The following is a 23295-nucleotide window of genomic DNA, read 5'->3' as shown; positions in this document are numbered from 1 at the left end:
GTCCGCCATATCCGGCGGGCGCCTCGGTCTATGCCGGGCTAATTTTGGGTAGCACACTTTCACGCCCTCTGATCCGTCATACCTGTAGAGGGGATCCGTGATGGGAGGGTCGAGTTGGGCAAGGCTAAGCGTCGACTGCCCAGATGGGCCGTGCTGTGCACCATTTTCGGCACGTTGCTCGTCCTGGGCAGCGGGGGCACGCTGCTAGCCAGTGAGGTGCTGCTTTCCCGCTACGAGGGCTCGGTCAAGACCGCAGACCTGTTCGGCGACCAGGCCGCCGCGTCCGAAGAGCCGAAGACCGACATCAAGGGCCCGCTCAACATCCTGCTGGTCGGCATCGACCCCCGGCTCGACAACCCCAACGAGCCGCCCCGCTCCGACTCGATCCTCATCCTGCACGTGCCCGACGCGCACGACCGGGCGTATCTCTTCTCGCTCCCGCGCGACCTGCTCGTCGAGATCCCACCCTTTCCGAAGGCTGACTTCGGGGGCGGGCGCGACAAGATAAACGCCGCGATGGCGTACGGCAGCCGCGTGCCCGGCCAGGAAAAGCCCGACTCGGCGAAGGGTTTCGAGCTGCTGGCCATGACCATCACCCGCTACACCGGGATCAAGCGGTTCGACGCCGGCGCGATCGTCAACTTCCAGGGCTTTCGCAAGATCGTCGACGCCATGGGCGGGGTGACGATGACCCTCGACATGGACATCCGCTCCGAGCACCTCAAGCCGGACGGCAGCGGCCGCGACGGCAACCCGAGGGGCGACGGCTACGTGGGCTCGCAAAAGCTCTACAAGAAGGGCACCCACCACCTCAAGGGCTGGGAGGCGCTCGACATCGTGCGGCAGCGCAAGACGGTCGGCGGCGACTACGTGCGGCAGCGCCACCAGCAGCAGTTCTTGAAGGCGATGGTCGACCAGGCGTTCAGCAAGGACGTGGTGACCAACCCGCTCAAGCTCGACAGCGTGCTGCGCGCCGCCGGGCAGTCGCTGACCTTCAACGGCCGCGGCCACAGCGTGGTCGACTACGCCATCACCTTGCGCAATATCCGTTCCAGCTCGATCACCATGGTCAAGCTGCCGGGTGAAGGCGTGGGCAAGGGCAGCAACTACCGCGGCGAGCGGCTCCTGCCTCCGTCCGAAGACTTCTTCGACGCGGTGCGGCGCGACACCGTCGATACGTTCATGGCCTCGCACCCCGAGCTCGTCAACAAGTGACTGTGTTACACGCCACCCTCGTGGGGGCGGGTGCCGGTCGGCTGACTAGACTCGCTGTAATCCCCAGAGTTGCCGAGGAGACAGCGTGGCAAGCCAGCTGCACGTCGAGGTCGTAGCCGTCGAGGAAAAGGTCTGGTCCGGCGAGGCCGAGATGCTCGTCGCGCGGACCACCGAGGGTGAGCTGGGTGTGCTCCCCGGCCACGCGCCACTGCTCGGCCAGCTGGCCGAGCCGAGCCAGGTCCGGGTCAAGGTCTCCGGCGGCGAGGAGATCGCCTACGACGTGGCCGGCGGCTTCCTCTCCATAACGGACCAGGGCGTGACGGTGCTCGCCGAGAGCGCCGAGCAGGCCACTCCAGCCGCCCGCTGACGGCGCGCCGATGCTGGTCTTGGAGTGGATCGGGGTCGGCGTTCTCATCCTGCTCGCCTTCGTGGCGATCCTGTTCGTCCGCCGTGCCCTCATGGCCGGCTCCGGCACCATCAGGCTGAGTCTGCGCGTGTCCACAATGCTCGATGGCCGCGGCTGGTCACCCGGCATCGGCCGCTTCGTCGGTGACGAGCTGCGCTTCTACCGCTTTCTCAGCCTCGCCATCCGCCCCAAGCGCCGCCTCTCCCGCAACGGCCTGGTGGTCGAGCGGCGGCGCAAGCCCGAGGGCCAAGAGCTGATGAGCATGCCCGCCGACTGGGTGATCCTGCGCTGTGTCAGCCACCAGGCGCCCGTCGAGATCGCCATGGCCAAGTCGACGGTGACAGGCTTCATGTCGTGGCTGGAGGCCGCCCCACCCGGGGCGGTCTCCTCGTTTCTAGCCACCCACTAGCCATCCTTCTCGGTCCCGCTCGCTCCAGCGCCCCGGACCCCGCGTATCGCGCGGCCATGCTGTCGAGCTGCCCCGTCTATCGGGTGAGGCCGCGGGAGCAGCGGTCCGGACCACGACGCACATCGCGGTAGCTCAGGACAAGATCTACTCAAGACAGAGACTCGGGCTGCCGCGACGAACATCTGGCGATAGCCAACCGACGAGCCCGGAGAAACGGCGCACGAGTGTTACGGCGCGGTCGTGAGCCAGAGGCGGGCATCCGTGCCGTCATCCGTGGCCAGGAGCACGGTGTCGCCGTGCACGGCGATCGCGGCGACCGTCTCGGCCGTCACCGGCAGGGACACCGGCATCGTGGCCTCCGCCCAGGTCGTGCCGCCGTCGCGCGTGGTCCACATGCGGCATGTGGAGCCGGTGGCGGCCGTGACGACCGCCAGCCCGCCGGGCGAGGCGGCGGCCAGGCTCAGGAAGCGCCAGCCGCCCGCGTCGCCGAAGCCACCGCGTCGCTGCCAGGTCTTGCCGTCGAACCACCACGCGCCGGCCGGGCCGACGCCCAGCGTGCCGTCGCCGTGCGGGGTGACCAGCGCGAGCGGGCCGCCCACCGGGACCGGAGCCCACGTCGCGCCGTCCTCGGAGGTCCAGGATGCGCCGGTGAGCGTGGCCCCGTACGCCTCGCCGGCCACCAGCCAGCCGCCACCCGGCAGGGGTGCCACGTCCGTGCCACGGGCGGACGATCCCGGCGCGACGAGCGAGCGCTCGAAGGTCGCCCCGTCCGCCGAATGCCACAGCGCGGGGCCGGGGGAGCCGTCGGGGCCGAGCCAGTTGCCGACGATCGCCCACGTGGCGGGTGGGGCCAGTGAGGCGGCGGCCGCGCCGACACCGACCGAGTCCTGTCCGCCGAACTGGGTGAACGCCGGCTCGTACTCCAGCCAGCTCCCGTCCGGGCGGCTGCGCCACGTGCTCGTGCGCGGGTTGCCGTGCGCACCGCCCGACGCGGCGCCCACCGCCACGGCGTCGGCGCCCCGGCAGGCGACCGTGGAAATCGTGCTCTGTCTGCCGTAGAAGCTGACGGGCGCGAGCCGCACCGCGGTCCAGGTCGTGCCGTCCGTGCTCCGCCAAGCCGCGGGTCCGGTCGCCAGCCCACCCACCGCGAGCCAGTGATCGTCGCAGAAGGCGACGTCCTGGACGGTGGCGCCGGCGGCTGGGAAGGTGACCTCCCGCCAGGTCAAAGCCTGCGGCGACGAGGGTGACGAGGGCGATGAGCAGGACACGAGCGCCAGCACACCGAAGACCAGCGCTCCACGTCTCATCGATTGGCGCCCGGCACCCAGAGCACGTCGCCGTCGGGATTCGCCGTTCTCGCCAGGATGAACAGCAGATCCGACAGCCTATTGAGATACTTTGCCGGGAGGGTGCCGGTTCGTTCGGGATCGGTCTCCACGAGCGTCCACGCCGCACGCTCGGCGCGGCGCGCGACCGTGCGCGCCACGTGCAGCAGCGCGGCACCCGGTGTGCCACCCGGCAACACGAAGGAGTCGAGTGTGGACAGTCGCGCGTTGAAGTCGTCGCACCAGCCCTCGAGGCGGGTCACATACGCTTCGGTCACCCTGAGCCCCGGCTCCGACGAGGGATTCGCCAGATCGGCGCCCACGTCGAAGAGGTCGTTCTGCACAGTGGAGAGCACCTCCCGCACGTCGTCGGCGAGCTGCCCCAGCGCGAGCGCGACCCCGATCGCGGCGTTGCACTCGTCCACGTCGGCGTACGCCGAGATGCGCGGGTGGGTCTTCGACACCTTCTCGTTGTTGACGAGCCGGGTCGTGCCGGTGTCGCCGGCTTTCGTGTAGATCCGGGTGAGGTGGACGGCCATGAGCCTTAGCGTACGACCGTCAGCGCTCACCGCCGCCGACACGGCAGCGGGCGGGGCTTCTACGATGGCCGACGTGGATGTGATCCAGGTGCTCGGTGGGGCGCGGCTGGCGGGCGAGGTACACGTCGTCGGCGCCAAGAACTCGGCTCTCAAGCTGATGGCGGCGGCGCTGCTGGCGCCCGGCCGGAGCGTGGTGAGCAACATCCCTCGCATCACGGACATCGCGATCATGGGCGAGGTGCTGCGGCGGCTCGGCTGCACGGTGGAGTACGCCGGCGACGAGGTCTCGATCGACGTGCCGGAGGAGACCGGCACGGAGGCCGACTACGACCTCGTGCGCCGGCTGCGCGCCTCGATCTGCGTGCTCGGCCCGCTGCTGGCCCGGCGCGGGTTCGTGCGGGTGGCCCACCCCGGTGGCGACGCGATCGGCGCGCGCGGGCTCGACATGCACATCGACGGCCTGGCCCGGATGGGCGCGGAGATCACCGGCGAGCACGGCTTCGTCATCGCCTCGGCGCCGCGCGGGCTGCGCGGCGCGACGATCTGGCTCGACTTCCCGAGCGTGGGCGCGACCGAAAACCTGCTGATGGCGGCCGTGCTGGCGCGTGGTGAGACGGTCATCGACAACGTGGCCCGCGAGCCGGAGATCGTCGACATCTGCACGATGCTCACCGAGATGGGCGCGCGCATCGAGGGGGCCGGCACGTCCACGCTCCGCGTGCAGGGTGTGCGCGAGCTGCGCCCGGTGCGTCACGCCACCATCGGCGACCGCATCGTGGGCGGCACGTGGGCGTTCGGCGCGGCGATGACACAGGGAGACGTCACCGTGACCGGCGTCGACCCCGCCCACCTGGAGATCGCCCTCGACAAGGTGATCTCGGCGGGTGGGCTGGTGGAGACCCGGCCGCACGCGTTTCGGGTGCAGATGGACCGGCGGCCGACCGCGGTCGACGTGGTCACGCTGCCGTTTCCAGGCTTTCCGACCGACCTCCTGCCGATGGCGATCGGCCTCGCCGCGGTGAGCGACGGTTCCTCGCTGGTCACCGAAAACATCTTCGACGGCCGCTTCATGTTCGTAAACGAGATGGTCCGGCTCGGCGCCGACATCCGCACCGACGGGCACCACGCGGTCGTGCAGGGGCGGGAGCGGCTTTCCAGCGCGCCGGTGCGGGCCACCGACATCCGGGCCGGCGCCGGGCTGGTGATGGCCGCACTCTGCGCCGACGGGATGACCGAGGTCTCCCACGTGCACCACATCGACCGCGGCTACCCGGACTTCGTGCCGAACCTCCGGGCCATGGGCGTCAAGGTCGAGCGGGTCGCGGCGCCCGAGGAGCCGACCTTCACGTTCCAGTAGAGGAGTCGCGTTCCAGCACCCGCCGCGCCCGTCCGGCGTCGTCCGGAAACACGAGGATCTTGATGAGCCCGTCCAGCCCGGTCGAGAACGTGGAGCGGATGCCGGCCTGCCGCAGCGTGCTCCGCACCGCCTGGGCCATCTCCAGCCGGTCGACGAGCGCGGCCACCCGCAGCAGCCCGAAGTCGTCGGCCAGTGGGGGTGTCGCCTGGAGCTGGTCCCGCGCGAGGGCCCAGCGCAGCACGGCGGCCATCACACCCACGACCGCGAACGCGATCAGCGGCCCGACCAGGTACCAGCTGTCGGCCAGCGCCATGGCGTCAGTGTGACACCTCAAGGTCATCCTGAATGGTCGTTTAGCATCCATCCACAGGGAACGAGTTGAGGAGTGAGAGCATGGCGGGTCGACTGGCGGTCATCGGGGCCGGTCTGATGGGTTCGGGCATCGCCCAGGTAGCGGCGCGGGCCGGTTGGACGGTTACCCTTCGTGACCTTGATGACACCGCGACGCGGCGGGGCGTGGAGGGCATCCGGCGCTCGCTGGAGAAGTTCGCCAGCAAGGGCACGATCGAGCCGGGCGACGTCGAGGCCGCGCTGGGACGCGTCACCACGACCACCGACCTCGAGGCGGCGGCCGAGGCCGACATCGTGGTCGAGGCGGTCTTCGAGCGGCTCGACGTCAAGCAGGAGGTGTTTCGCCAGCTCGACAAGATCTGCGGACCCGAGGCGGTGCTGGCGACCAACACGAGCGCCATCCCGGTCACCCAGATCGCCGCCGCCACCCAACGGCCCGAGTCGGTCGTGGGCACGCACTTCTTCTCCCCGGTGCCGATGATGAAGCTCTGCGAGCTCGTCCGCGGATACAAGACCTCGGACGCCACGCTCGCCACCGCGCGGGCCTTCGCCGAGGAGATCGGCAAGACGTGCGTGGTGGTCAACCGCGACATCGCCGGCTTCGTGACCACGCGCCTGATCGCCGCGCTGGTGGTCGAGGCGGTCAAGCTCGTCGAGTCGGGCGTGGTCTCGCCGGAAGACCTCGACGTCGCGTGCAAGCTCGGCTTCGGCCACGCGATGGGCCCGCTCGCCACCACCGACCTGACCGGCGTCGACGTGCTGCTGCACGCCACCCGCAACATCTACACCGACACCGCCGACGAGAAGTTCTTCCCGCCGGAGCTGCTCCAGCGCATGGTCACCGCCGGCGACCTGGGCCGCAAGACAGGAAAGGGCTTCTACGACTACAAGGCCTAAATTCATTTGAGCTACCGCGACGTCCGTCGTGGTCCAGACCGTCGCTCCCGCGGCCTCACCCATCCGCCGTTGGTCGCGGTTACCCTTCAAGCGCTCCGACCGTCGGGATAGCGCAGGCGAGTGGTGGGCGCGGCGCCGCACTTTAGGCGCCGCGCCGCTCTCTCCGCACGATGGTCGTGTGGCGCGGAGGGTGAGGCCGCGGGAGCAGCGGTCCGGACCACCGCGGACGTCGCGGTAGCTCAAATCTTTTGTTGTGAGGGGCCTAGCGGCTGTACTTGTTTTGCCAGCTGAAGGTGCGGACGCAGAGGACCAGGCCGACCACGCACCAGGCGGCCAGGATCAGCGCGACCTTGCCCAGCTCCCAGCTGCCGGCCGGCTCGGCGGCGGCGAACGAGTTGGGGAGGAAGACCGAGCGCAGGCCCTGGCACATCCACTTGAGCGGGAAGATCGCGGCGACCTGCTGCATCCACACCGGCAGGTCGGTGAAGACGAAGAACACGCCCGAGATGAACTGGAGCACCAGCGCCACCGGGGTGACGACCGCGGTGGCGCCGCGGGCGTTGCGGGGCACCGACGAGAAGGCGATGCCGCACAGCGTGCAGGCGCTCAGCCCGAGGATCGAGACCCAGGCGAACGTGAACCACTTGCCCGCCGACGCGGGGGCCTCCAGGTCGAAGAGGGCGATCGAGACGGCCAGCAGGATCGCCACCTCCGCCACGCCGATGCCGGCCACCATGAGCACCTTGCCGGCGAAGTAGACCCATTTGGGCATCGGTGTGCCGCGGTAGCGCTTGAGGACCCCTTTGTCGCGTTCGATGGGGATCTGGATGGCCAGGCTCTGGAAGCCGACCGTCATTAGGCCGGTCGCGATCATGCCGGTGATGAAGTACTGCGTGAACTTGACCCCCGGCGCGATGTCGCCGTCGAAGATCGAGGCGAAGATCAAGATCATGATGACCGGGAACGCCATCGTGAAGACGACCGCCTCGCGGCTGCGCGTGAACTGCTTCAGCTCGACGATGCCCTGCCGCCGGGCGAGGTCCACGCTCACTGTGCCGCCGTCCTTCGCTCGCTCACCGTCGTCGTGGGTAGGCGTCGCCTGCCGCGCTCGCTCACGCTGCCGCTCCGATCATGCGCAGGTAGACGTCTTCGAGCGTGGGACGGGTGACGGTCAGGCCGGGGATCTCGCCGTCGAAGCGCGCGGCCAGCTCGGCCACCAGCGCCGTCGGCGTGTCGCTCTCCGCGGACTCCACCGTGCCATCGGGGGTACGCCACGAGACTGTGGCAGGCGCCTGCTCCCGGTGGCCCAGCCGGCTCGGCTCGGCGACCTCGACCAGCCGCCCGCCCGCGATCACCCCCACCCGATGGGCGAGTGCCTCGGCCTCGTCGAGGTAGTGGGTGGTCAGCATGATCGTGGTGCCGGCGGTGTTGAGCTCGCGGATCAGCTGCCAGAACTCCCGGCGTGCCTCCGGGTCGAAGCCGGTCGTCGGCTCGTCCAGGAAGAGCAGCTCGGGGCGGCCGACGATGCCGAGCGCGACATCGAGCCGCCGCTTCTGCCCGCCGGAGAGGCCGTGCGTGCGCGCCTTCGCCTTGCCGGTCAGCCCGACGCGCGCGATCACCTCGTCGGGGTCGTCGGGCTTGGGGTAGAACGCGGCGAAGTGACGCACGAGCTCGCCGACGGTCAGCTCCTCGAACTCGCCGGTGCCCTGGAGCACGATCCCCACCCGGGCGCGCCATTCGGCGTTCGCGGCGGCCGGGTCGTGGTCGAGAACCCGCACCTCGCCGCCGTCGCGCTTGCGGTAGCCCTCCAGGATCTCCACCGTCGTGGTCTTGCCGGCCCCGTTCGGGCCGAGGAGGGCGAAGACCTCGCCGTGCCGTACTTCCAGATCGAGCCCGGCGACGGCGGCGATGTCGCCGTACGACTTGCGCAGCCCGTGCGCCGAGATCGCGAATTCCATGGCAGACACAGTAGTGGCCATTTTCACCAGCCAAAGTGACTGAACGGTAACTTAGGATGCTCGTATGGAGAGTCGCCTCCCCGAGCGGGACCGGCCCTGGGTCATGCGGACCTACGCCGGTCATTCGTCGGCGGCCGCGACCAACGCGCTCTTCCGGCGCAACCTGGCCAAAGGGCAGACCGGTCTCTCGGTCGCCTTCGACCTGCCCACCCAGACCGGGTACGACCCGGACCACGAGCTCGCCGCAGGGGAGGTGGGGCGGGTCGGCGTGCCGGTGGCGCACCTCGGCGACGCCCGCGCGCTCTTCGCCGGCATCCCGCTGGCCGAGGCAAACACCTCGATGACCATCAACGCGACCGCGATGTGGCTGCTCGCCCTCTACGTGGTCGCGGCCGAGGAGCAGGGCGCACCCACCGCCGGACTGACCGGCACGACGCAGAACGACGTCGTCAAGGAGTACCTGTCCCGCGGCACCTACATCTTCCCGCCCGGCCCCTCGCTCCGGCTCACCACCGACACGATCGCCTGGACGGTGGCGAACGCTCCTCAGTGGAACCCGGTCAACGTCTGCTCGTACCACCTTCAGGAGGCGGGCGCGACGCCGGTGCAGGAGGTGGGCTTCGCGCTCGCCACCGCCGTCGCGGTCCTCGACTCGGTGCGCGACAGCGGCCAGGTGCCGCCCGAGCGGACGGGCGACGTGGTGCAGCGGGTCTCGTTCTTCGTCAACGCGGGCGTGCGCTTCGTCGAGGAGATGGCGAAGATGCGGGCGTTCGCGCGGCTGTGGGACGACCTGACCCGCGAGCGGTACGGCGTGGCCGACCCCAAGCAGCGCCGCTTCCGGTACGGCGTGCAGGTCAACTCGCTCGGCCTGACCGAGGCCCAGCCGGAAAACAACGTGCAGCGGATCGTGCTGGAGATGCTCGGCGTGACGCTCTCCCGCACGGCGCGGGCGCGGGCCGTGCAGCTGCCGGCGTGGAACGAGGCGCTCGGCCTGCCCCGCCCGTGGGACCAGCAGTGGTCGCTGCGCATGCAGCAGGTGCTGGCGTACGAGTCTGACCTGCTCGAGTACCCCGACCTCTTCGACGGCTCGCACGTCGTCGAGGCGCTCGTCGGCTCCATCGTGGACGGTGCACGGGTGGAGCTGGAGAAGATCCTCGACCTGGGCGGCGTGGTGGCGGCGGTGGAGACCGGCTACCTCAAGAGCGCGCTGGTCGCCTCGCTCGCCGAGCGGCGTCGCCGGCTGGAGGCGGGCTCCGACGTGGTGGTCGGCGTCAATAGGTTCACCGAGACCGAGCCGTCCCCGCTCACCGCCTCCGGCGCCGAGGCCATCGAGCAGGTCGACCCGGCGGCCGAGCGGGCCGCCGCCGAGGCGGTGCGAGCCTGGCGCGCCGGCCGTGACCAATCCACTGTGGACGCCGCGCTCGCCGCGCTGCGCGCCGCGGCCGCGGGCACCGGAAACCTGATGCCCGTGACGCTCGACTGTGTACGGGCCGGCGTGACCACCGGCGAGTGGGCCGGCGCGCTGCGCGAGGTCTTCGGCGAGTACCGGGCGCCGACCGGGCTCTCCGCCTCGGCCGCGATGCGGGAGGACGCCACGCTCTCGGATGTGCGGGCGCGGGTAAGTCGCACCGCGCGCGACCTCGGCACCGGGCGGCTGCGCCTGCTGGTCGGCAAACCCGGTCTCGACGGGCACTCCAACGGCGCCGAGCAGATCGCGGTACGCGCCCGGGACGCCGGTTTCGAGGTGGTGTACCAAGGGATCCGGCTGACGCCGGCGCAGATCGTCGCCGCCGCGGTCGAGGAAGACGTCGACATCGTCGGGCTGTCGGTGCTCTCCGGGTCGCACCTGGCGGCCGTGCCCGCCGTGCTCGACGGGTTGAAGGCGGCCGGGCGCGCGGACCTGCCGGTGGTAGTCGGAGGCATCATCCCGCCCGCCGACGCCGGCAAGCTCCGCGAAGCCGGCGTGGCAAGGGTCTTCACCCCGCGCGACTTCGCCCTGACGTCCATCATGGACGAGCTCGTGACCGTGGTGCGCGCGGCGAACGGCCTAGCGGGCGAAGAGTAGCGACAGGCCGCACCCCGCCGCCATGCCGCCGAGCACGATGAGCCCGATGGCGCCGGTGTCGAGGCGGCTGCCGAACCGGCGCCCGACCCAGAGCGCCGCCGGCGGCACCCCGGTGAACGGGGCGATCAGAAACGCGAGCCAGCCCAGCAGGCGCAGCGGCCAGGCCAGCTCGGACTCGAAGTGGGCGAGCGTGACGAGCCCGCCGGCGACCAGCCCGGTCATCGTCGCGGCGGTCGCGCCGAGCGGCGGCAGCAGCGGCAGAAGCCACCGTGGCAGCGGCGCCCGGGGTGCCCCGCGCCGCACCTTGTCGATCCGCTTGGCGGCGCCGTCGAGCAGCTCTCCCGGTGGTCCGTCCGGCAGGTCGCCGGCCCGAGCGGGCGGCGGCAGCTCGCCCAGGCGCCGCACCCGCGCCCACCAGCCGGCGCTCCGGCGCAGCTCGTCCCAGAGCCGCGCCGCCTCCCGGTCCACCTCGACCACGGCGGCCGCGGCCGCGCCGGTCCGGCGGTCCGCCTCGAACGCGGCCGCGTCCGCCCGGGCCAGGTGTGTCGCGGCCGCACCCGCGCACTCCTGGTAGGTGCGCTCGGCGGCGGCCAGCTCCGCGTCCCGCTGGCTCGCCGCCACCGCGAGCGCCTCCACGAGCCGCCGGTACTCGCGTACCGTCACGAGCCCACCTCGTACGGGATGATGACCTCCGGCGCGCGGTGCACCGCCCGGTCGAAGAAGAGCGCGCGGTGCGGGCGCGGATACCAGGCGGGGCCGCCCGGTTGGGGAGAGAGCGGCGACAGCTCGTTGCCGTGCACGTCGAGAGCCACCCACGCACCGATCGCGTCGAAGCGGGCGCCCACCCCGCCGAGGTCGTCGCGGAGCCGGCTGACGCCGCGCCACCAGCCGAGCACGTGTATGTGCCGCTCGGGTCCGCGGGCCAGCACCTCGCGCAGCGCCGGCAGGCGCCCGGCGGCGGCGTCCCACGCGTACCCGATGACGTAGTGCGGCGGCCCGGCGGGCGCGTCGGTCAGCTCCGCGAGCAGCTCGCCGGCGGTGTCCGCGTCGTACCAGCGGGCGCCGGGCAGCGCGGCGTGCAGCAGGCCGGCCGAGACGGAGGCGTCGTCGTCGAGGCATACGACGCTGAACCGCGCGTCATCGTCCATCGTGGCCAGTGAGCGGCCGGCGGCGCCCAGGACCGCGCACGCCTCCTCCACGCGTGTGCCCAGCACGGCAAGGTTGCGGCCGGGCGCGCGGGGCAGGCGGAGCACCGCCGGCCGGGGCTGTACGTCGATCGTCTCCCCGAGCACGGCACCGTCGACGTCCGCGGGGCAGGAGTAGGGCGGTATCGCGTCGCCGTCGAAAAGGCGCGGTGGCTCCAGGCCTTCGGGGCGGGCGTGCCACAGCTTCTCCTGCAAAGCCCGCCACGCGCCCCGGTCGCTGGCGTCGGGCAGGCGGACGATGCGGTTGGCGTCGGGCACCCCCGAGTCGGCGTTCACCACCGCGTGGAAGCGGGGGATCACGTCGGCGGCGAGGTTGGTGTCGGCGAGGATGCGGCGCGCCTTGGGCAGCGCGATCCGGAGCGTGAACTGGGCGACCAGCGCGGACCGTCCCCACAGTGCCTCGATGCCGGAGACGTCCTGCGAGGCGAGCACGAGGTGGATGCCTTGCGAGCGGCCCCGCCGGGCCAGGTCTTCCAGCAGGCCGACCGCCTCGGTGGCCATCGCGTCGCGGCCGGCCAGCAGCACCTGGAACTCGTCGATCACCGCCACGATCCGCGGCCAGTGCCCGCTCGGGTCCTCGGAGCGCAGCTCGGCGAGCTTGGTGGCCTCGTGGCGTTTGGCGGCGTGCGCCCGGCGGCGCAGCTCCTCGCCGAGATGTCGCAGCAACGCCAGCCCGAACTCGCGGTCGCCGTTGACGTTGACGCCGACCAGCCGCACCTGGGGCAGCCAGCTCGGGTCCCGCCGCCCCGGGGCGAAGCGGGCGAACGACACGCCCTCCTTGAAATCGAGCAGGTACAGCGCCAGCTCGTCGGGGGAGTACCGGGCGGTGAGCGAGCCGAGCCAGGCGTAGACGAGGTTCGTCTTGCCGGAGCCGGAGGGGCCGCCGATCAGCGCGTGCGGTGGGTCGTCGCCGAGCAGCACCTCGACCAGCTCGCCGTCCGGGCCGTCGCCGAGCGGGGCGGCCAGCCCGGTGGCCGAGCACTCGGTCCAGAGCTTTTCCGGCGCCAGGTCGGCGAACTGCGCGGGTGGCGGCCCGGCCAGCAGCAGCTCGGCCAGCTCCCGGCAGGCCGCGGCGATGCGGTCGGCGGCGGGCGGCGGGTCGAGCCGCACCGGCAGGTCACCCGTCGTACCGCAGGCGGCCGTGCTTCCGTGCACGGCGACGTGCTCCACAGTGGGGTGTGCCTCCATCGGCAGCCCACGGGCGAGCACGTGCACGCCGCAGGCGACGCCGGTACGCACGATGCGGTCGAGCTGGGCCTGCTGGGCGGTGGTGAGGTCGGCGGCGGTGGCCGCGTCGCCGAGCAGCACGACAAGCCGCCACGGCTCGGGCCGGCGGGCGGCGGTGGCGGCGGTCAGCTCGGCCAGCGACGCGTACTCGCCGGCCAGGACGCTCTCGTTGATGCGGCGGATCTGCTCCACCAGGTCGTCGAGCATCCCGGTCAGCCCGCCCGGCCCCACGAACGTGAGCAGGTCCGCGTTGCCCAGCGGCGCGAACCCGGCGAGGCTGCCGCCGAGCTGCTCGGGGTCGTACACGGTGAGCCGCACCTCGCCGGGACGCGTGCTGCCGAGCACGCGCAGGAGCAGTCCGGCGATCACGCCGTCCACAGTGGATGGATTGCCGGTGAAGGAGAGGTGGGCCAGGTCGAGCAGCGGCACGAGCGCGGGGATGGTCGCGGCCATCGGCTCCTGCCCCAGCGTCCCGATGCGGAAGAGCCCGGGACGCCGCCCGCGCTCCGGCTCGGTGGGGCGCCAGGTGCGCCACGACGCACCCGCCGCACCGGGTGCGCAGGACGCGGCGACGGCCGCCAGGTCTTCGGCGATCGTGCCGGCCGTGAGCTCGAAGTGCTCCCGGATCTCCCGCCGGGCCGCCGCACGCGCGGCGGCCAGGGCGGCGAGCCGTTCGCTGTGCTGGGCGTGCGCCTCGTCCCGCTCGTAGTGCGCCTCGTCGCGGGCCACCTCGGCAGCGGCCAGCGACGCCCGGGCCAGGCCGCGCGCCGCCGCGAGGTCCCGCCGCACTCCAGCCACGATCCCTTGCCGACCGCTAGCCACGGCGCTCCTTCTCCTCGCGCTCCTTGGCGTCACGTTCCTCGGCCTTGCGAAGCTCCTCGGTCACCTTGGCCAGCTCGTCCGGCTCCCGGTCGGTGGCGCGCAACAGGATGCCGACGAGCACCGCGGCCGTGACCGCCGCGTCCACCGGGTGCGTGCGCTCGTCCGCCTTACGCTCCGGCGGCGGGGCGTAGCAGGCGCGGGCCAGCAGCTCGTCGACCACCACCTCCTCGACCGCCGGCAGCAGCTTGCGGACGCGGGGGAGAACCTCCTTCCGTACACTGGGAAGGTCCTCTTTGGAGGGTGGATGGCCGAGCAGCTCCGCGGCGAGGAAGCGCAGCGGCGCCGGCGCCACCGCGGACAGTGCCAGACCCACGGCCGGGTCCACCGCGACCAGCTCCCGGCGCAGGCGGGCCCGGTCCTCGTCCGGCACCGCCTTGGCGCAGCGGTGCAGAAGGTCCACCGTGGACTCCGCGCCCCGCTCCGGGCGGCTGCCTGACCGCTCGGTCAGCTCGTCCACCCGGTCGGCCCAGAAGTGGGTGAGCGTCGGGGGCCCGGCCTCCGCGGCCGGTCGCCGTGGCGCGGCCGGTGCCAGCGCCGCGTGCCAGTCCTTGTCCGGCGGGGGTACGGCGTCGCGTGGCAGCCCGATCGAGACGAGGTAACCGGTGAGCGCCTCCCGGGCGGCGATCATCGCGCCGGCGGCGTGGTCGAGGTGCTCGCCGGCGGCGGTGAGCGTCGGCGTGGGGGCGGCCGTGGCGCTGGCCCGCATCACCCAGGCGAGCAGTCCGTTGGCGGTACGCAGCCGGTCGGCGGCGGTCGCCACCTGACCCACCGGAAGCTCCTCGCCGACCTCCTGGATCCGGTACGCCAGCGCGTGCAAGAGGGAACTCATGACATCACAAGGCGGCGGCGTACTGCTGGGCCTGCTCCATCGCGCCGAGCGTGGCGCTGAGGCAGTCCTCGAGCTCGGTGGCGGCCTGCGCGAGCGCGGCCTGTGCGGAGGTGACCGACTCGTGCCCGCTGCCCTCGACCGCCGCGGCGAGGCTGAGCTGCGCCTCGCCGAGCTTTTCGTTGGCCGCCCGGACGGCCTCCTGACCCTCCTGCACATGCTGCATCGCGGCATCGATGGCCGCTTTCACCTCGGCGACGCTCGCCACTGGGTACCCCCTTGCCCGGACAAACGGTGCAATCGTATCCGCATTCGTCCTATTTACCTGAATCGCCCCGCCGTTGCGGTCTGTGGTTCTTCGGTGCTACGGTTCATCAGTCAAGTAATGAACCTAAGAACCTTGAGGTGCTCCCGTGTTCGACGACCGGAGTCCGATCTATCTGCAAATCGCCGACAAGATCAAAGAGGACATCCTGAGCGGGGCACTTGGGGAGGACGAGCAGGTCATGTCCACCAACCAGTACGCGAGCTTCTACCGGATCAATCCCGCCACCGCGGCCAAGGGCTTCCAGCAGCTCGTCGAGGAGGGCGTCCTCTACAAGCGGCGCGGGATCGGCATGTTCGTCAGCCCCGACGCCCGCGAGAAGCTGCGCGGCCAGCGGCGCGAGCGCTTCTTCGAGGAGGTCGTCGACGCCATGATCACCGAGGCTCGCGTGATCGGCATCTCCCTGGACGAGATCGTGCGCCGGATCGAGGGGGCGAAGTGACGCTGTCCCTGGAGGTCAACGACCTCACCGTCCGATACGGCGACACGGTCGCCGTCGACGGCCTGACGCTCAAGCTCGACGGCGGCAAGATCTACGGGCTCCTCGGGCGCAACGGGTCGGGCAAGACCAGCGTGCTGTCGGTCGTGGCCGCGTTTCGCCGGCCGAGCGGCGGCGCGGTGCACGTCGACGGTGCCGAGCCCTTCGAAAACGCGGCCCTCACCCGGCAGATCTGCTTCGTGCGCGACAGGGTCGACGCGCAGGACGGCGACTGCGTGCGAAAGGTGCTGCGGACCGCCCGAGCGCTGCGCCCCAACTGGGACGAGGAGTACGCGCAAGCCCTGGTCGAGCGCTTCGACCTGCCGCTGAAGAAGCGCATCAGCGCCCTCTCGCGGGGTGCGAAGTCGGCGCTCAGCGTCACGATCGGCCTGGCCGCGCGGGCGCCGCTGACCATCTTCGACGAGTCCTACCTGGGGATGGACGCCCCTTCGCGCTACGCGTTCTACGACGAGGTGCTCAGCGACTACATGGCACACCCGCGCACGGTCATCGTCTCGACGCACCTGATCGAGGAGGTCGGCTCCCTCTTCGAGGAGGTCGTGATCATCGACAAGGGCCGCCTTGTGGCGCACGACGAGACCGAGGCGCTGCGCGGCCGGGGCGTCGCCGTCACCGGGCCGGCCGACGCGGTGGAGGCGTTCACCGTGGGCCGCACGGTGCTGGGCGACCAGCGGCTGGGCGGCACCCGCTCGACCACGGTCTACGGCCAGCTCACCGACGAGGAGCGGACCCGCGCCCGCGCGGCCGGCCTCGACCTGGGGCCGGTCGGGCTCCAGGATCTCTTCGTCCACCTGACCGCACACGAGGGCGCGGAGGCGCACCGATGACCACCAACACCGCCTCGATCGTCTCGCGCGCCCAGCTGCGTTCCAGCGTGCAGATGGTCGTCGGCTACTGGGCCATCATGATCCCCGTCTACGCGGCGATCGTCATCGCGATCGTGACGGCCGGAGACACCGACGTCAGCATCTGGGCCACCTCCGGCGGCTCGGCCCCCAAGTACTTCCTGCTTGCCGTCGGCGTGATGCTCACGACGGTGCACCTCCCGGTGTACGTGGGCAACGGGGTCACCCGCCGCGACTTCGCCTACGGCGCCTCGATCTTCATCCTCGTGGTCGCCGGCCTGTACGCGGTCCTCATGACGCTCGGCTACGTCTTCGAGTACTCCGTCTACTCCGCCGCCGACCTCATGGGCAACCTCGCCGACCCGTACCCGGTGCGGTCCGTCGGCGACGGGCTGACCCAGCTGGTCGCCGAGTTCTTCGTCGCTATCACCTACCTGTGCTGCGGCTGGCTCATGAGCACCTGCTTCTACCGGTTCGGCACCTGGTGGGGCATCGTCCTCATCCCGGTGACGCTCCTGCCGGCTGTGGTCACCGAGATGGGCTTCGACTCGCTCTGGGCCGGCTACGCCATCAACAACGGGCTCGGCGTCGACCGCCCGCCGCTGCCGGCCGGCGTGCTCATGGCGGCAGCGGCCATCGCCGCCGCCTGGTTCGTCAACTTCGCGCTCATCCGCGCGGTCGCCATCAAGAAGGTTTCCGGCTGAACGGGGAGGGACCATGCCGGTCATCGAGATTTCCAACCTACGCAAGGGGTACGGCGACACCGTCGCTGTGTCGGACGTGTCGTTCACAGTGGACAGTGGCGAGATCTTCGGGATCCTCGGCCCCAACGGCGCGGGCAAGACGACCACTGTGGAGCTGCTCAGCGGCTTGCGCCGGCGCGACGGGGGCGCCGTGCGGGTACTCGAAAAGGACCCGGACCGCGACGGCGCCGCGCTGCGCGAGCTCGTCGGCGTACAGCTCCAGGAGAGCGAGCTGCCCGAGCGGATCCGGGTGTGGGAGGCGCTGGAGCTGTACAGCTCCTTCTACCGCGAGCCGGCCGACTGGCGCGAGCTGCTCGACGTGCTGGGACTGTCCGCGCGGCGCACCGCCCGCTACGGCACGCTTTCCGGCGGGCAGAAGCAGCGGCTCTCCATCGCGCTCGCGCTCGTCGGCGACCCCCGGGTGGCGGTGCTCGACGAGCTGACCACCGGGCTCGACCCGGCGGCCCGCCGGGAGACGTGGGCGCTGATCGAGAGCGTCCGCAACAGGGGCGTCACGGTCGTGCTCGTCACGCACTTCATGGACGAGGCCGAGCGCCTCTGCGACCGGGTCGCCGTGATCGACGGCGGCCGCACCGTGGCGGTCGACACGCCGGCCGCCCTCACCGCCAAGTTCCAGGCCGAGCGCGGCCTCGACCGGGCCACGCTCGAAGACGCCTACCTGGCCCTCACCGGCCACGAGATCGGGGTGTAGCGCCATGTCCACCGCAGTCGTACGACTGACCATTGTGGAGTCCAAGCTCTTTGTGCGAGACCCGATGGGCGTCGTCATGGGCGTCGCGTTTCCCGCGGTGCTGCTGCTCCTGCTCGGCTTCGCGATCCCCGGTTTCCGGGACGTGGCCGACGACCTCGACGGCCTGCGCCCGATCGACATCTACGTGCCGATCGTGCTCGCGATGGCGATCTGCACGACGAGCGTGAGCGTGCTGCCGACCTACATGGCGACATACCGGGAGCGGGGCGTGCTGCGCCGGCTCGCCGCCACGCCGGTCGGCCCGGTCAAGCTGCTCGGCGCGCAGCTCCTGGTCAACGGCGTCGCCACCCTCGTGGCGGTCGTGCTGGCCGTGGCGGTTGGCGCGGCCGCGTTCGGCGTCGACCTGCCCCGGCAGGTGCTGGGCTTCCTGGCCGCGCTGGTGCTCGGCACGGCCGCGATGTTCGCCGTGGGCCTGCTGATCGCCGCGGTAGCGCCGCGCGCGAAGACCGCCACCGGGATCGGCATGCTCGTGTACTTCCCGATGCTCTTCTTCGCCGGCGTCTGGACCCCCGGCCCGGTCATGCCGGACGGCCTGCGCCGCGTCAGCGACTTCACCCCGCTGGGTGCGGCCTCGCAGGCGATGCAGGACGCGTGGACCGGCACGTTTCCGTCCGCGCTCCACCTTGTCGTGATGGTGGGCTACGTGCTCGCGGCCGGCGCCCTGGCCGCCCGCCTGTTTCGCTGGGAGTGACTCCTACCAGCCCTCTAGGCGCTCCTGGAGGCTCTCCCGGCGGCGGGCCGCGTCGGGCAGGTAGGTGTCGCCGATGAGCGCCTCGGCCGCGCGCCACTCCGTCCGCGCTTCCGCCTCGCGACCCAGATCAGCCAGCGCGTGGGCGCGCAGCAGCCGCGTCCGCCCGCTGCGCACCGGGTCGCGGAGCCGCTCGAACTGGGCGATCGCCGCGTCGTACGCCGTCACGGCCTCGGCGGGGCGCCCGGCCTCCGCGGCGATCTCGCCCATCGCCTGGTGTGCCAGGCCGATCCCGATGCCCTGGCGGATCGCTTCGAAGAGCTCCAGTGCGGCGCGCATGTCGCGGTTGGCGTCGTCGTATCGCCGCTCGTCGAAGGCGAGCCAGCCGCGCTCGATCAGCCCGAAGCCGTACGCGAAGCGGTCGTTGCCATCCCGCGCCAGCTCCAGCGCCTGGGCGTTGAGCGCGACCGCCTCGCGCCGCCGGCCGGTGAACCGATAGGCGGTACCCAGCCCGAGCAGTGTCCACGGTCGACGGTGGTCCTGCGCGGTGGGCATCAGCTCGCGGGCGCGCTCCAGCACCGGTGCGGCGAGCTCGGGCTGCCACGTCGTGTTGAAGAGCGTGCCGAGTGCGACGCGTGCCTCGACCTCCTCGTCGACGTCGCCCAACTCGACGAAGAGGTCGAGCGCCCGCTCCAATGCGGACCGCGCGTCGTCGAAGCGGCTGAGGTCGCGCAGGCACTCGCCGTACACGGTGAGCGCCTCGGCCTCGGCGGCGCGGTCACCGAGCCGTTCGGCGATGGCGACGGCCTCCGTGGCCGGCTCCAGCGCGCGCGTCACCTCGCCCGCGTTGCGGTAGGCGGACGACACCCAGCGCAGGGCCCTGGCGCGCCGTGCCTCGTCACCGAGCGCGGCCGCGGCGACCGCCGCCTCCCGCCACAGCGCGAGGCGGTCCGGGTGGTCGGCCGAGTCGGTGAGCAGCGGGTGCACGGTGTCGACGATCGTCCAGGCCGCCTCGTACGCACCGACCGCCACCGCGTGGCGTACGCCGGCGACGATGTTGTCCCGCTCCTCGGTGGCGGCGTGCGCGGCGAGCCAGTCCAGATAGGACGCCGGAGTGTACTCGCGTTCCTCGTCGGAGAGGCGCCCCTGTGCGAAGAGGCGGAGCAGGTCGTGCAGCCGGTAGCGGTCTGGCGCCGGCGACTCGACAAGGTGCATGTCGACGAGCCGCTCCAGCGACGCCGACGTGGTGGCCTCGTCGAGCTGTGCCAGCGCTGCCGCCGCGGCCGGGCCGAAGACGCGGCCCGGGTGAGAGCCGGCGCGGCGAAACACCACGCGGTCCACATCGGACAGCTCACTGTAGGACGCCTCGAAGCTGGAGCGCACGGCGAGATCCTCGTGCTCCAGCTCCCTGAGGCGGCGGCGTTCGTCGGCGAGCCGGTCGGCCAGGTCGCTCGGCGTCCACGCGGGCCGGGCCTTGAGCCGCGCGGCGGCGATGCGCACGGCCAGCGGGAGGCCGCCGCACAGCTGGACGATTCGGGCGACGCCATCCGGGTCGGCTTCCACGCGCGCGTCGCTCGCCGCCCGCGTGAACAGCTCCCGCGCGTCCGCCTCGTCGAGGCCGCCGAGCGGGTGCGAGACGGCGTGCGGAAGGTTGGCGATGATCGGCCGGCTGGTGATCAGCACCAGGCAGCCCGGGCCGCCGGGCAGCAGCGGGAGCACCTGGGCCGCGTTGCGGGCGTTGTCGAGCACGATGAGCATCCGGCGGTCGGCGATCGCCGAACGGTAGCGGGCCGCCAGGTCGTCCAGGCCGCCGCGCCGCTCGTCTTCGGGCACGCCGAGCCGCTCCAGAAAGCGGGTGAGCACCTCCTCCGGCGCCACTGGGTCCGGGTCGGGGTCGGCGCCGCGGAGGGTCGCGAAGAGCTGCCCGTCCGGGTACTTTTCGACGCGTTCGTGCGCGACGTGCAGGGCCAGAGTGGACTTGCCGGCGCCCGGCGGGCCGGACACAGCGAGCACGCGGCAGCCGTCGGCGAGCACCCGGTTGACCGCGGCGAGGTCGGACTTGCCGGCGAACGTCGTGACGGCGGCCGGCAGCTCGCGCGGGACGGAGACGGTGGGCTTCGCCCCCGGGGGCTGTTGCAAGATCGCCAACGCGACGGTGATCGCGCCGAGCAGCGCCACCGCCGGCCAGGCCAGCCAGGAGACACCGCTGAGTGGGCCGGGCAGCGTGCCGCCGGTGGCAACGTTTACCGCCACGGCCAGCATCACCGACAGGAGACCCGAGGTCACCGCGATCAGCACGATCGGCCGGCCCTCGCGCACGCGCTCTCCTGTTGTCTCGCAGGGGGCGCGCCCCTCTGGTCAGACCCGGAAGCCGGCGGCCCGCGCGGCCTGGCGCTCGCGCTTTCGCTCCCGCCGCCGCCGGACCAGCCAGACGAACGTGAACACTATCGCGACGAGGAAGACCAGCACCAGGAACGGCATCACGATCGCGACTACCGACATGGATACGCTGGTGAAGTCCTCGGCGGTGCTGGCCACGGGAGCCCCGACGCCGGCCGTGCCCGCGTTGATGACCGGCCGCGCGGCCGCCTTGATCCCGTGCATGCCGAGGGCGATCAGCACGCCGGCGACGACCGGCATCCACTGGCCCGTCTCGCCCGGATCGGTCACCAGCACGGTCTCCGAGCTGGAGCCCGCGCCGAAGGCGAGCCCGCCGGCGGTGGGACGGACGACGGTCTGCACCACGTCGTTGACGCTGTCGACCATGGGGATCTTGTCGGCGAAGAACTCGACCGCGAGCAGCAGCGCCAGGATCGTGATCACCCAGCCGTTGCCCAGCCAGCTCCAGCCGCTGGGCAGCTCGATCAGGTCGGTGTAGCGCGCCAGCAATCCCATCGTGAGCAGGGGAATGTACGCATTCAGCCCGGCCGAGGCGGCCAGGCCCGTACCGGTGAGCGCTTCCAACACGTGTCCCAGCATCGCACCGCCACGCCACTTGGGCAGGCCTCTCGGCGGGGCCCGCGCCGCCCGCCGCGCACCTTGGCTAGTCTCTCGGGGTGCGGTTGGTGATTGCGCGGTGCTCGGTGGACTACGTCGGACGGCTCTCGGCGCACCTGCCGCCGGCGACGCGGTTGCTCATGGTGAAGGCGGACGGGTCGGTCTCGATCCACGCCGACGACCGTGCGTACAAGCCGCTCAACTGGATGAGCCCGCCCTGCCGGCTGGAAGAGGCCCCGGGCGTGTGGCGGGTGGTCAACAAGGCCGGCGAGGAGCTGCGCATCACGCTGGAGGAGATCTTCCAGGACAGCTCCTACGAGTTGGGCATCGACCCCGGCCTGCAAAAAGACGGCGTCGAGGCACACCTGCAAGAGCTGCTCGCCGCCAACCCGACTACCCTCGGCGACGGCTACACGCTCGTGCGCCGCGAATACATGACCGCGATCGGCCCGGTCGACCTCCTCTGCCGCGACGCGTCCGGCGCCGCGGTGGCCATCGAGGTCAAGCGCCGCGGCGAGATCGACGGCGTCGAGCAGCTGACCCGCTACTTGGAGCTGCTCAACCGCGACCCGCTGCTCGCGCCCGTGGCCGGCGTCTACGCCGCTCAGGAGATCAAGCCACAGGCCCGCGTGCTGGCCGAAGACCGGGGAATCCGCTGCGTGGTTGTCGACTACGACAAGCTCCGCGGCATCGAGCGCGACGAACTGACCCTCTTCTAGAGACCTCTCTGGACCGGGGTGACGCCGTCGTGGCGTGGCTCAAGCTGGGTTTACCCCGGGTCCGGGTCCGCGGTGCAAGCCCTCGGCTTTGTCATCCCGCGGGCCCGCCACCAGATCTTGTGCGTACCAAGCGGGCCGGCCTCGCCAACCACGGTCCGTGACGCACCCTCAGCAGGCTCAGGTAAGAAACTCCGAGGACCACGACGGACAGTGCGGTAGCTCGAATCTCGATCTCTGATGGGTCTCAAGGACCGCTGAGACAGACGCCGCCCTGACCCCCGAAGCTCTCAGGAAGCGACGCGCCGTCAGTGTGGGTGGTAGAGGGCGGTGCGGACGGTCTGGACCAGCTCGTAGGGGTCCTTGTAGAGGTCGGCGTCGGTGAAGTAGCACATGCGCCAGCCGCGGGTCGCCAGCCAGTTGTGCCGGGGCTGGTCGACGCGGGTCTCGGCCTCGTAGAGCACGGCCACGCGCTCCTCGGCGTAGCCGAGGTCGACGCGGCAGCGCAGGCGGCCGGCGTCGTCGTAGACGGCGAGCTGGGGCTCGGGCGGGGGGAGCAGGCCGTCGTGCAGGGTCAGGCGCAGGTGGCTCTCCTGGCGGCAGGCCGCCCGCGGGTCGGCGAGCCGCACCAGCTCGCGGGCCTGGCGCACGCCGCGGAGGCCTTCGTGGCGGGCCACCTCGTCGGCGAGGTCGTCGAGGGTGCAGGCGCCCACCCGCAGAGCGGCGTCGAGCACGGCCAGCGCGTCGTGGCGGCCGAGCTGGCGGGCCAGGTCGACCGCGCACCGGGCCGGGCCGAGGCAGCGCAGGCCGAGCACGTCACGCACCTCGGCGAAGGGCAGCACCGCACCGTGTGCGGCGACGCCCCGGCGCTGTGGCAGGGGTGTGCCGGCCGGCACCGTGACGTGCAGCTCGTTGGTCGGCACGACACCGAACCCGTAGAGCATCGCGGCCGTCTGGTGGGTGAGCACCGCCGCCGGAGGCAGCACCCGCACCGCGGCGCGCAGGCGCTCGACGTCGGCGGCGGGAGCCTCGTGCACGTCAGTCATGG

At 71.8% G+C, this 23295-nt stretch carries 23 protein-coding genes and 1 pseudogene; 12 read left to right on the top strand and 12 right to left on the bottom strand.

The window, feature by feature from the left end; all coding sequences use genetic code 11:
- The first annotated feature begins 78 nt into the window (after positions 1-78).
- The 3 genes from ACTMTJ_RS29530 (at position 79) to ACTMTJ_RS29520 (ending at position 2030) form a co-directional block, all read left to right on the top strand.
- Positions 79-1215 carry an LCP family protein gene (locus ACTMTJ_RS29530; protein ID WP_441221873.1) on the top strand — a complete coding sequence of 379 codons (1137 nt, stop codon included), beginning with the start codon at positions 79-81 and terminating at the stop codon, positions 1213-1215.
- A gap of 85 nt (positions 1216-1300) precedes the next feature.
- Positions 1301-1582: a F0F1 ATP synthase subunit epsilon gene (locus ACTMTJ_RS29525; RefSeq protein ID WP_441221620.1), complete on the top strand. Its 282-nt coding sequence runs from the start codon at positions 1301-1303 to the stop codon at positions 1580-1582.
- A 10-nt stretch (positions 1583-1592) separates the two neighbouring features.
- A complete protein-coding gene (locus ACTMTJ_RS29520; protein WP_441221618.1) occupies positions 1593-2030 on the top strand; it encodes a DUF2550 domain-containing protein in 438 nt (145 codons plus the stop codon).
- Positions 2031-2257: 227 nt separating this feature from the next.
- On the opposite strand, the gene ACTMTJ_RS29515 is transcribed toward ACTMTJ_RS29520, so the two are convergent.
- Both ACTMTJ_RS29515 and ACTMTJ_RS29510 read right to left on the bottom strand, forming a co-directional pair.
- A complete protein-coding gene (locus tag ACTMTJ_RS29515) occupies positions 2258-3337 on the bottom strand; it encodes a hypothetical protein (RefSeq protein WP_441221617.1) in 1080 nt (359 codons plus the stop codon).
- Complete coding sequence (locus ACTMTJ_RS29510) at positions 3334-3894, bottom strand: cob(I)yrinic acid a,c-diamide adenosyltransferase (protein WP_441221615.1); 561 nt, start codon at positions 3892-3894, stop codon at positions 3334-3336. Before ACTMTJ_RS29510 ends, ACTMTJ_RS29515 begins: the two co-directional genes overlap by 4 nt.
- Positions 3895-3958: 64 nt before the next feature.
- On the opposite strand from ACTMTJ_RS29510, the gene murA reads away from it, so the two are divergent.
- A complete protein-coding gene (gene murA / locus ACTMTJ_RS29505) occupies positions 3959-5251 on the top strand; it encodes a UDP-N-acetylglucosamine 1-carboxyvinyltransferase (RefSeq protein WP_441221614.1) in 1293 nt (430 codons plus the stop codon).
- On the opposite strand, the gene ACTMTJ_RS29500 is transcribed toward murA, so the two are convergent.
- Positions 5238-5564, bottom strand: a complete 327-nt coding sequence (locus ACTMTJ_RS29500) for a hypothetical protein (protein WP_441221612.1) — start codon at positions 5562-5564, stop codon at positions 5238-5240. The two genes, murA and ACTMTJ_RS29500, sit on opposite strands and share 14 nt — an antisense overlap.
- Before the next feature lie 80 nt (positions 5565-5644).
- Here ACTMTJ_RS29500 and ACTMTJ_RS29495 point away from each other — a divergent pair, with 80 nt between their 5' ends.
- Positions 5645-6499 (top strand): 3-hydroxyacyl-CoA dehydrogenase family protein, encoded by an 855-nt coding sequence (locus ACTMTJ_RS29495; protein WP_441221610.1) that lies wholly within the window; start codon positions 5645-5647, stop codon positions 6497-6499.
- Positions 6500-6761: 262 nt separating this feature from the next.
- On the opposite strand, the gene ACTMTJ_RS29490 is transcribed toward ACTMTJ_RS29495, so the two are convergent.
- Both ACTMTJ_RS29490 and ACTMTJ_RS29485 read right to left on the bottom strand, forming a co-directional pair.
- The gene (locus ACTMTJ_RS29490; RefSeq protein WP_441221608.1) at positions 6762-7550 is read right to left on the bottom strand and encodes an ABC transporter permease; all 789 of its coding nucleotides are present in this window, start codon (positions 7548-7550) and stop codon (positions 6762-6764) included.
- A gap of 61 nt (positions 7551-7611) precedes the next feature.
- Complete coding sequence (locus tag ACTMTJ_RS29485) at positions 7612-8457, bottom strand: ABC transporter ATP-binding protein (RefSeq protein WP_441221607.1); 846 nt, start codon at positions 8455-8457, stop codon at positions 7612-7614.
- Positions 8458-8521: 64 nt separating this feature from the next.
- Here ACTMTJ_RS29485 and ACTMTJ_RS29480 point away from each other — a divergent pair, with 64 nt between their 5' ends.
- Positions 8522-10522, top strand: coding sequence for a protein meaA (locus tag ACTMTJ_RS29480; RefSeq protein ID WP_441221605.1), 2001 nt, complete (start codon positions 8522-8524; stop codon positions 10520-10522).
- On the opposite strand, the gene ACTMTJ_RS29475 is transcribed toward ACTMTJ_RS29480, so the two are convergent.
- From ACTMTJ_RS29475 to ACTMTJ_RS29460, 4 genes are read right to left on the bottom strand one after another with little or no spacing between them, the layout of a single operon-like run.
- A complete protein-coding gene (locus ACTMTJ_RS29475) occupies positions 10505-11185 on the bottom strand; it encodes a hypothetical protein (RefSeq protein WP_441221603.1) in 681 nt (226 codons plus the stop codon). The two genes, ACTMTJ_RS29480 and ACTMTJ_RS29475, sit on opposite strands and share 18 nt — an antisense overlap.
- The gene (locus tag ACTMTJ_RS29470) at positions 11182-13776 is read right to left on the bottom strand and encodes an FtsK/SpoIIIE domain-containing protein (protein WP_441221601.1); all 2595 of its coding nucleotides are present in this window, start codon (positions 13774-13776) and stop codon (positions 11182-11184) included. The genes ACTMTJ_RS29475 and ACTMTJ_RS29470 overlap by 4 nt, the downstream gene beginning before the upstream one ends.
- Positions 13769-14665 (bottom strand): hypothetical protein, encoded by an 897-nt coding sequence (locus ACTMTJ_RS29465; protein ID WP_441221599.1) that lies wholly within the window; start codon positions 14663-14665, stop codon positions 13769-13771. Before ACTMTJ_RS29465 ends, ACTMTJ_RS29470 begins: the two co-directional genes overlap by 8 nt.
- Positions 14666-14669: 4 nt before the next feature.
- Positions 14670-14930 carry a hypothetical protein gene (locus tag ACTMTJ_RS29460; RefSeq protein WP_441221597.1) on the bottom strand — a complete coding sequence of 87 codons (261 nt, stop codon included), beginning with the start codon at positions 14928-14930 and terminating at the stop codon, positions 14670-14672.
- Positions 14931-15075: 145 nt separating this feature from the next.
- On the opposite strand from ACTMTJ_RS29460, the gene ACTMTJ_RS29455 reads away from it, so the two are divergent.
- The 5 genes and pseudogenes from ACTMTJ_RS29455 to ACTMTJ_RS29435 all read left to right on the top strand — a co-directional run bounded on the left by ACTMTJ_RS29455 (position 15076) and on the right by ACTMTJ_RS29435 (position 18537).
- Positions 15076-15429 carry a GntR family transcriptional regulator gene (locus ACTMTJ_RS29455; RefSeq protein ID WP_441221595.1) on the top strand — a complete coding sequence of 118 codons (354 nt, stop codon included), beginning with the start codon at positions 15076-15078 and terminating at the stop codon, positions 15427-15429.
- The gene (locus ACTMTJ_RS29450; RefSeq protein WP_441221593.1) at positions 15426-16313 is read left to right on the top strand and encodes an ATP-binding cassette domain-containing protein; all 888 of its coding nucleotides are present in this window, start codon (positions 15426-15428) and stop codon (positions 16311-16313) included. The genes ACTMTJ_RS29455 and ACTMTJ_RS29450 overlap by 4 nt, the downstream gene beginning before the upstream one ends.
- Complete coding sequence (locus ACTMTJ_RS29445) at positions 16310-17035, top strand: hypothetical protein (RefSeq protein ID WP_441221591.1); 726 nt, start codon at positions 16310-16312, stop codon at positions 17033-17035. The genes ACTMTJ_RS29450 and ACTMTJ_RS29445 overlap by 4 nt, the downstream gene beginning before the upstream one ends.
- A gap of 13 nt (positions 17036-17048) precedes the next feature.
- Positions 17049-17720, top strand: a pseudogene (locus ACTMTJ_RS29440) (ABC transporter ATP-binding protein); the annotation flags it as partial.
- Positions 17721-17790: 70 nt separating this feature from the next.
- Complete coding sequence (locus ACTMTJ_RS29435; RefSeq protein ID WP_441221589.1) at positions 17791-18537, top strand: ABC transporter permease; 747 nt, start codon at positions 17791-17793, stop codon at positions 18535-18537.
- A 3-nt stretch (positions 18538-18540) separates the two neighbouring features.
- Here the strand turns inward: ACTMTJ_RS29435 and ACTMTJ_RS29430 are convergent, their stop codons facing one another.
- A complete protein-coding gene (locus ACTMTJ_RS29430) occupies positions 18541-20853 on the bottom strand; it encodes an ATP-binding protein (protein WP_441221587.1) in 2313 nt (770 codons plus the stop codon).
- 39 nt (positions 20854-20892) lie between these two features.
- Positions 20893-21501: a DUF4126 domain-containing protein gene (locus ACTMTJ_RS29425; protein WP_441221585.1), complete on the bottom strand. Its 609-nt coding sequence runs from the start codon at positions 21499-21501 to the stop codon at positions 20893-20895.
- A gap of 89 nt (positions 21502-21590) precedes the next feature.
- Here ACTMTJ_RS29425 and nucS point away from each other — a divergent pair, with 89 nt between their 5' ends.
- A complete protein-coding gene (gene nucS, locus ACTMTJ_RS29420) occupies positions 21591-22250 on the top strand; it encodes an endonuclease NucS (RefSeq protein WP_441221583.1) in 660 nt (219 codons plus the stop codon).
- Between the two features lie 305 nt (positions 22251-22555).
- On the opposite strand, the gene ACTMTJ_RS29415 is transcribed toward nucS, so the two are convergent.
- A complete protein-coding gene (locus ACTMTJ_RS29415) occupies positions 22556-23293 on the bottom strand; it encodes a hypothetical protein (RefSeq protein WP_441221581.1) in 738 nt (245 codons plus the stop codon).
- Positions 23294-23295: the final 2 nt, after the last annotated feature.

It is taken from the genome of Phytohabitans sp. LJ34 (assembly GCF_052068095.1).
In the GTDB taxonomy this organism is placed as follows: domain Bacteria; phylum Actinomycetota; class Actinomycetes; order Mycobacteriales; family Micromonosporaceae; genus Phytohabitans.
This window is presented reverse-complemented; position numbering and strand designations above follow the sequence as displayed.

What these genes read in the sequence shown, in the direction of transcription:
- ACTMTJ_RS29520 (WP_441221618.1), top strand. Translation starts at nt 1,593, where the DNA reads ATGCTGGTCTTGGAGTGGATCGGGGTCGGCGTTCTCATCCTGCTCGCC.
- ACTMTJ_RS29515 (WP_441221617.1), bottom strand. Translation starts at nt 3,337, where the DNA reads ATGAGACGTGGAGCGCTGGTCTTCGGTGTGCTGGCGCTCGTGTCCTGC.
- ACTMTJ_RS29510 (WP_441221615.1), bottom strand. Translation starts at nt 3,894, where the DNA reads ATGGCCGTCCACCTCACCCGGATCTACACGAAAGCCGGCGACACCGGC.
- murA (WP_441221614.1), top strand. Translation starts at nt 3,959, where the DNA reads ATGGCCGACGTGGATGTGATCCAGGTGCTCGGTGGGGCGCGGCTGGCG.
- ACTMTJ_RS29500 (WP_441221612.1), bottom strand. Translation starts at nt 5,564, where the DNA reads ATGGCGCTGGCCGACAGCTGGTACCTGGTCGGGCCGCTGATCGCGTTC.
- ACTMTJ_RS29495 (WP_441221610.1), top strand. Translation starts at nt 5,645, where the DNA reads ATGGCGGGTCGACTGGCGGTCATCGGGGCCGGTCTGATGGGTTCGGGC.
- ACTMTJ_RS29485 (WP_441221607.1), bottom strand. Translation starts at nt 8,457, where the DNA reads ATGGAATTCGCGATCTCGGCGCACGGGCTGCGCAAGTCGTACGGCGAC.
- ACTMTJ_RS29480 (WP_441221605.1), top strand. Translation starts at nt 8,522, where the DNA reads ATGGAGAGTCGCCTCCCCGAGCGGGACCGGCCCTGGGTCATGCGGACC.
- ACTMTJ_RS29465 (WP_441221599.1), bottom strand. Translation starts at nt 14,665, where the DNA reads ATGAGTTCCCTCTTGCACGCGCTGGCGTACCGGATCCAGGAGGTCGGC.
- ACTMTJ_RS29445 (WP_441221591.1), top strand. Translation starts at nt 16,310, where the DNA reads ATGACCACCAACACCGCCTCGATCGTCTCGCGCGCCCAGCTGCGTTCC.
- ACTMTJ_RS29435 (WP_441221589.1), top strand. Translation starts at nt 17,791, where the DNA reads ATGTCCACCGCAGTCGTACGACTGACCATTGTGGAGTCCAAGCTCTTT.
- ACTMTJ_RS29415 (WP_441221581.1), bottom strand. Translation starts at nt 23,293, where the DNA reads ATGACTGACGTGCACGAGGCTCCCGCCGCCGACGTCGAGCGCCTGCGC.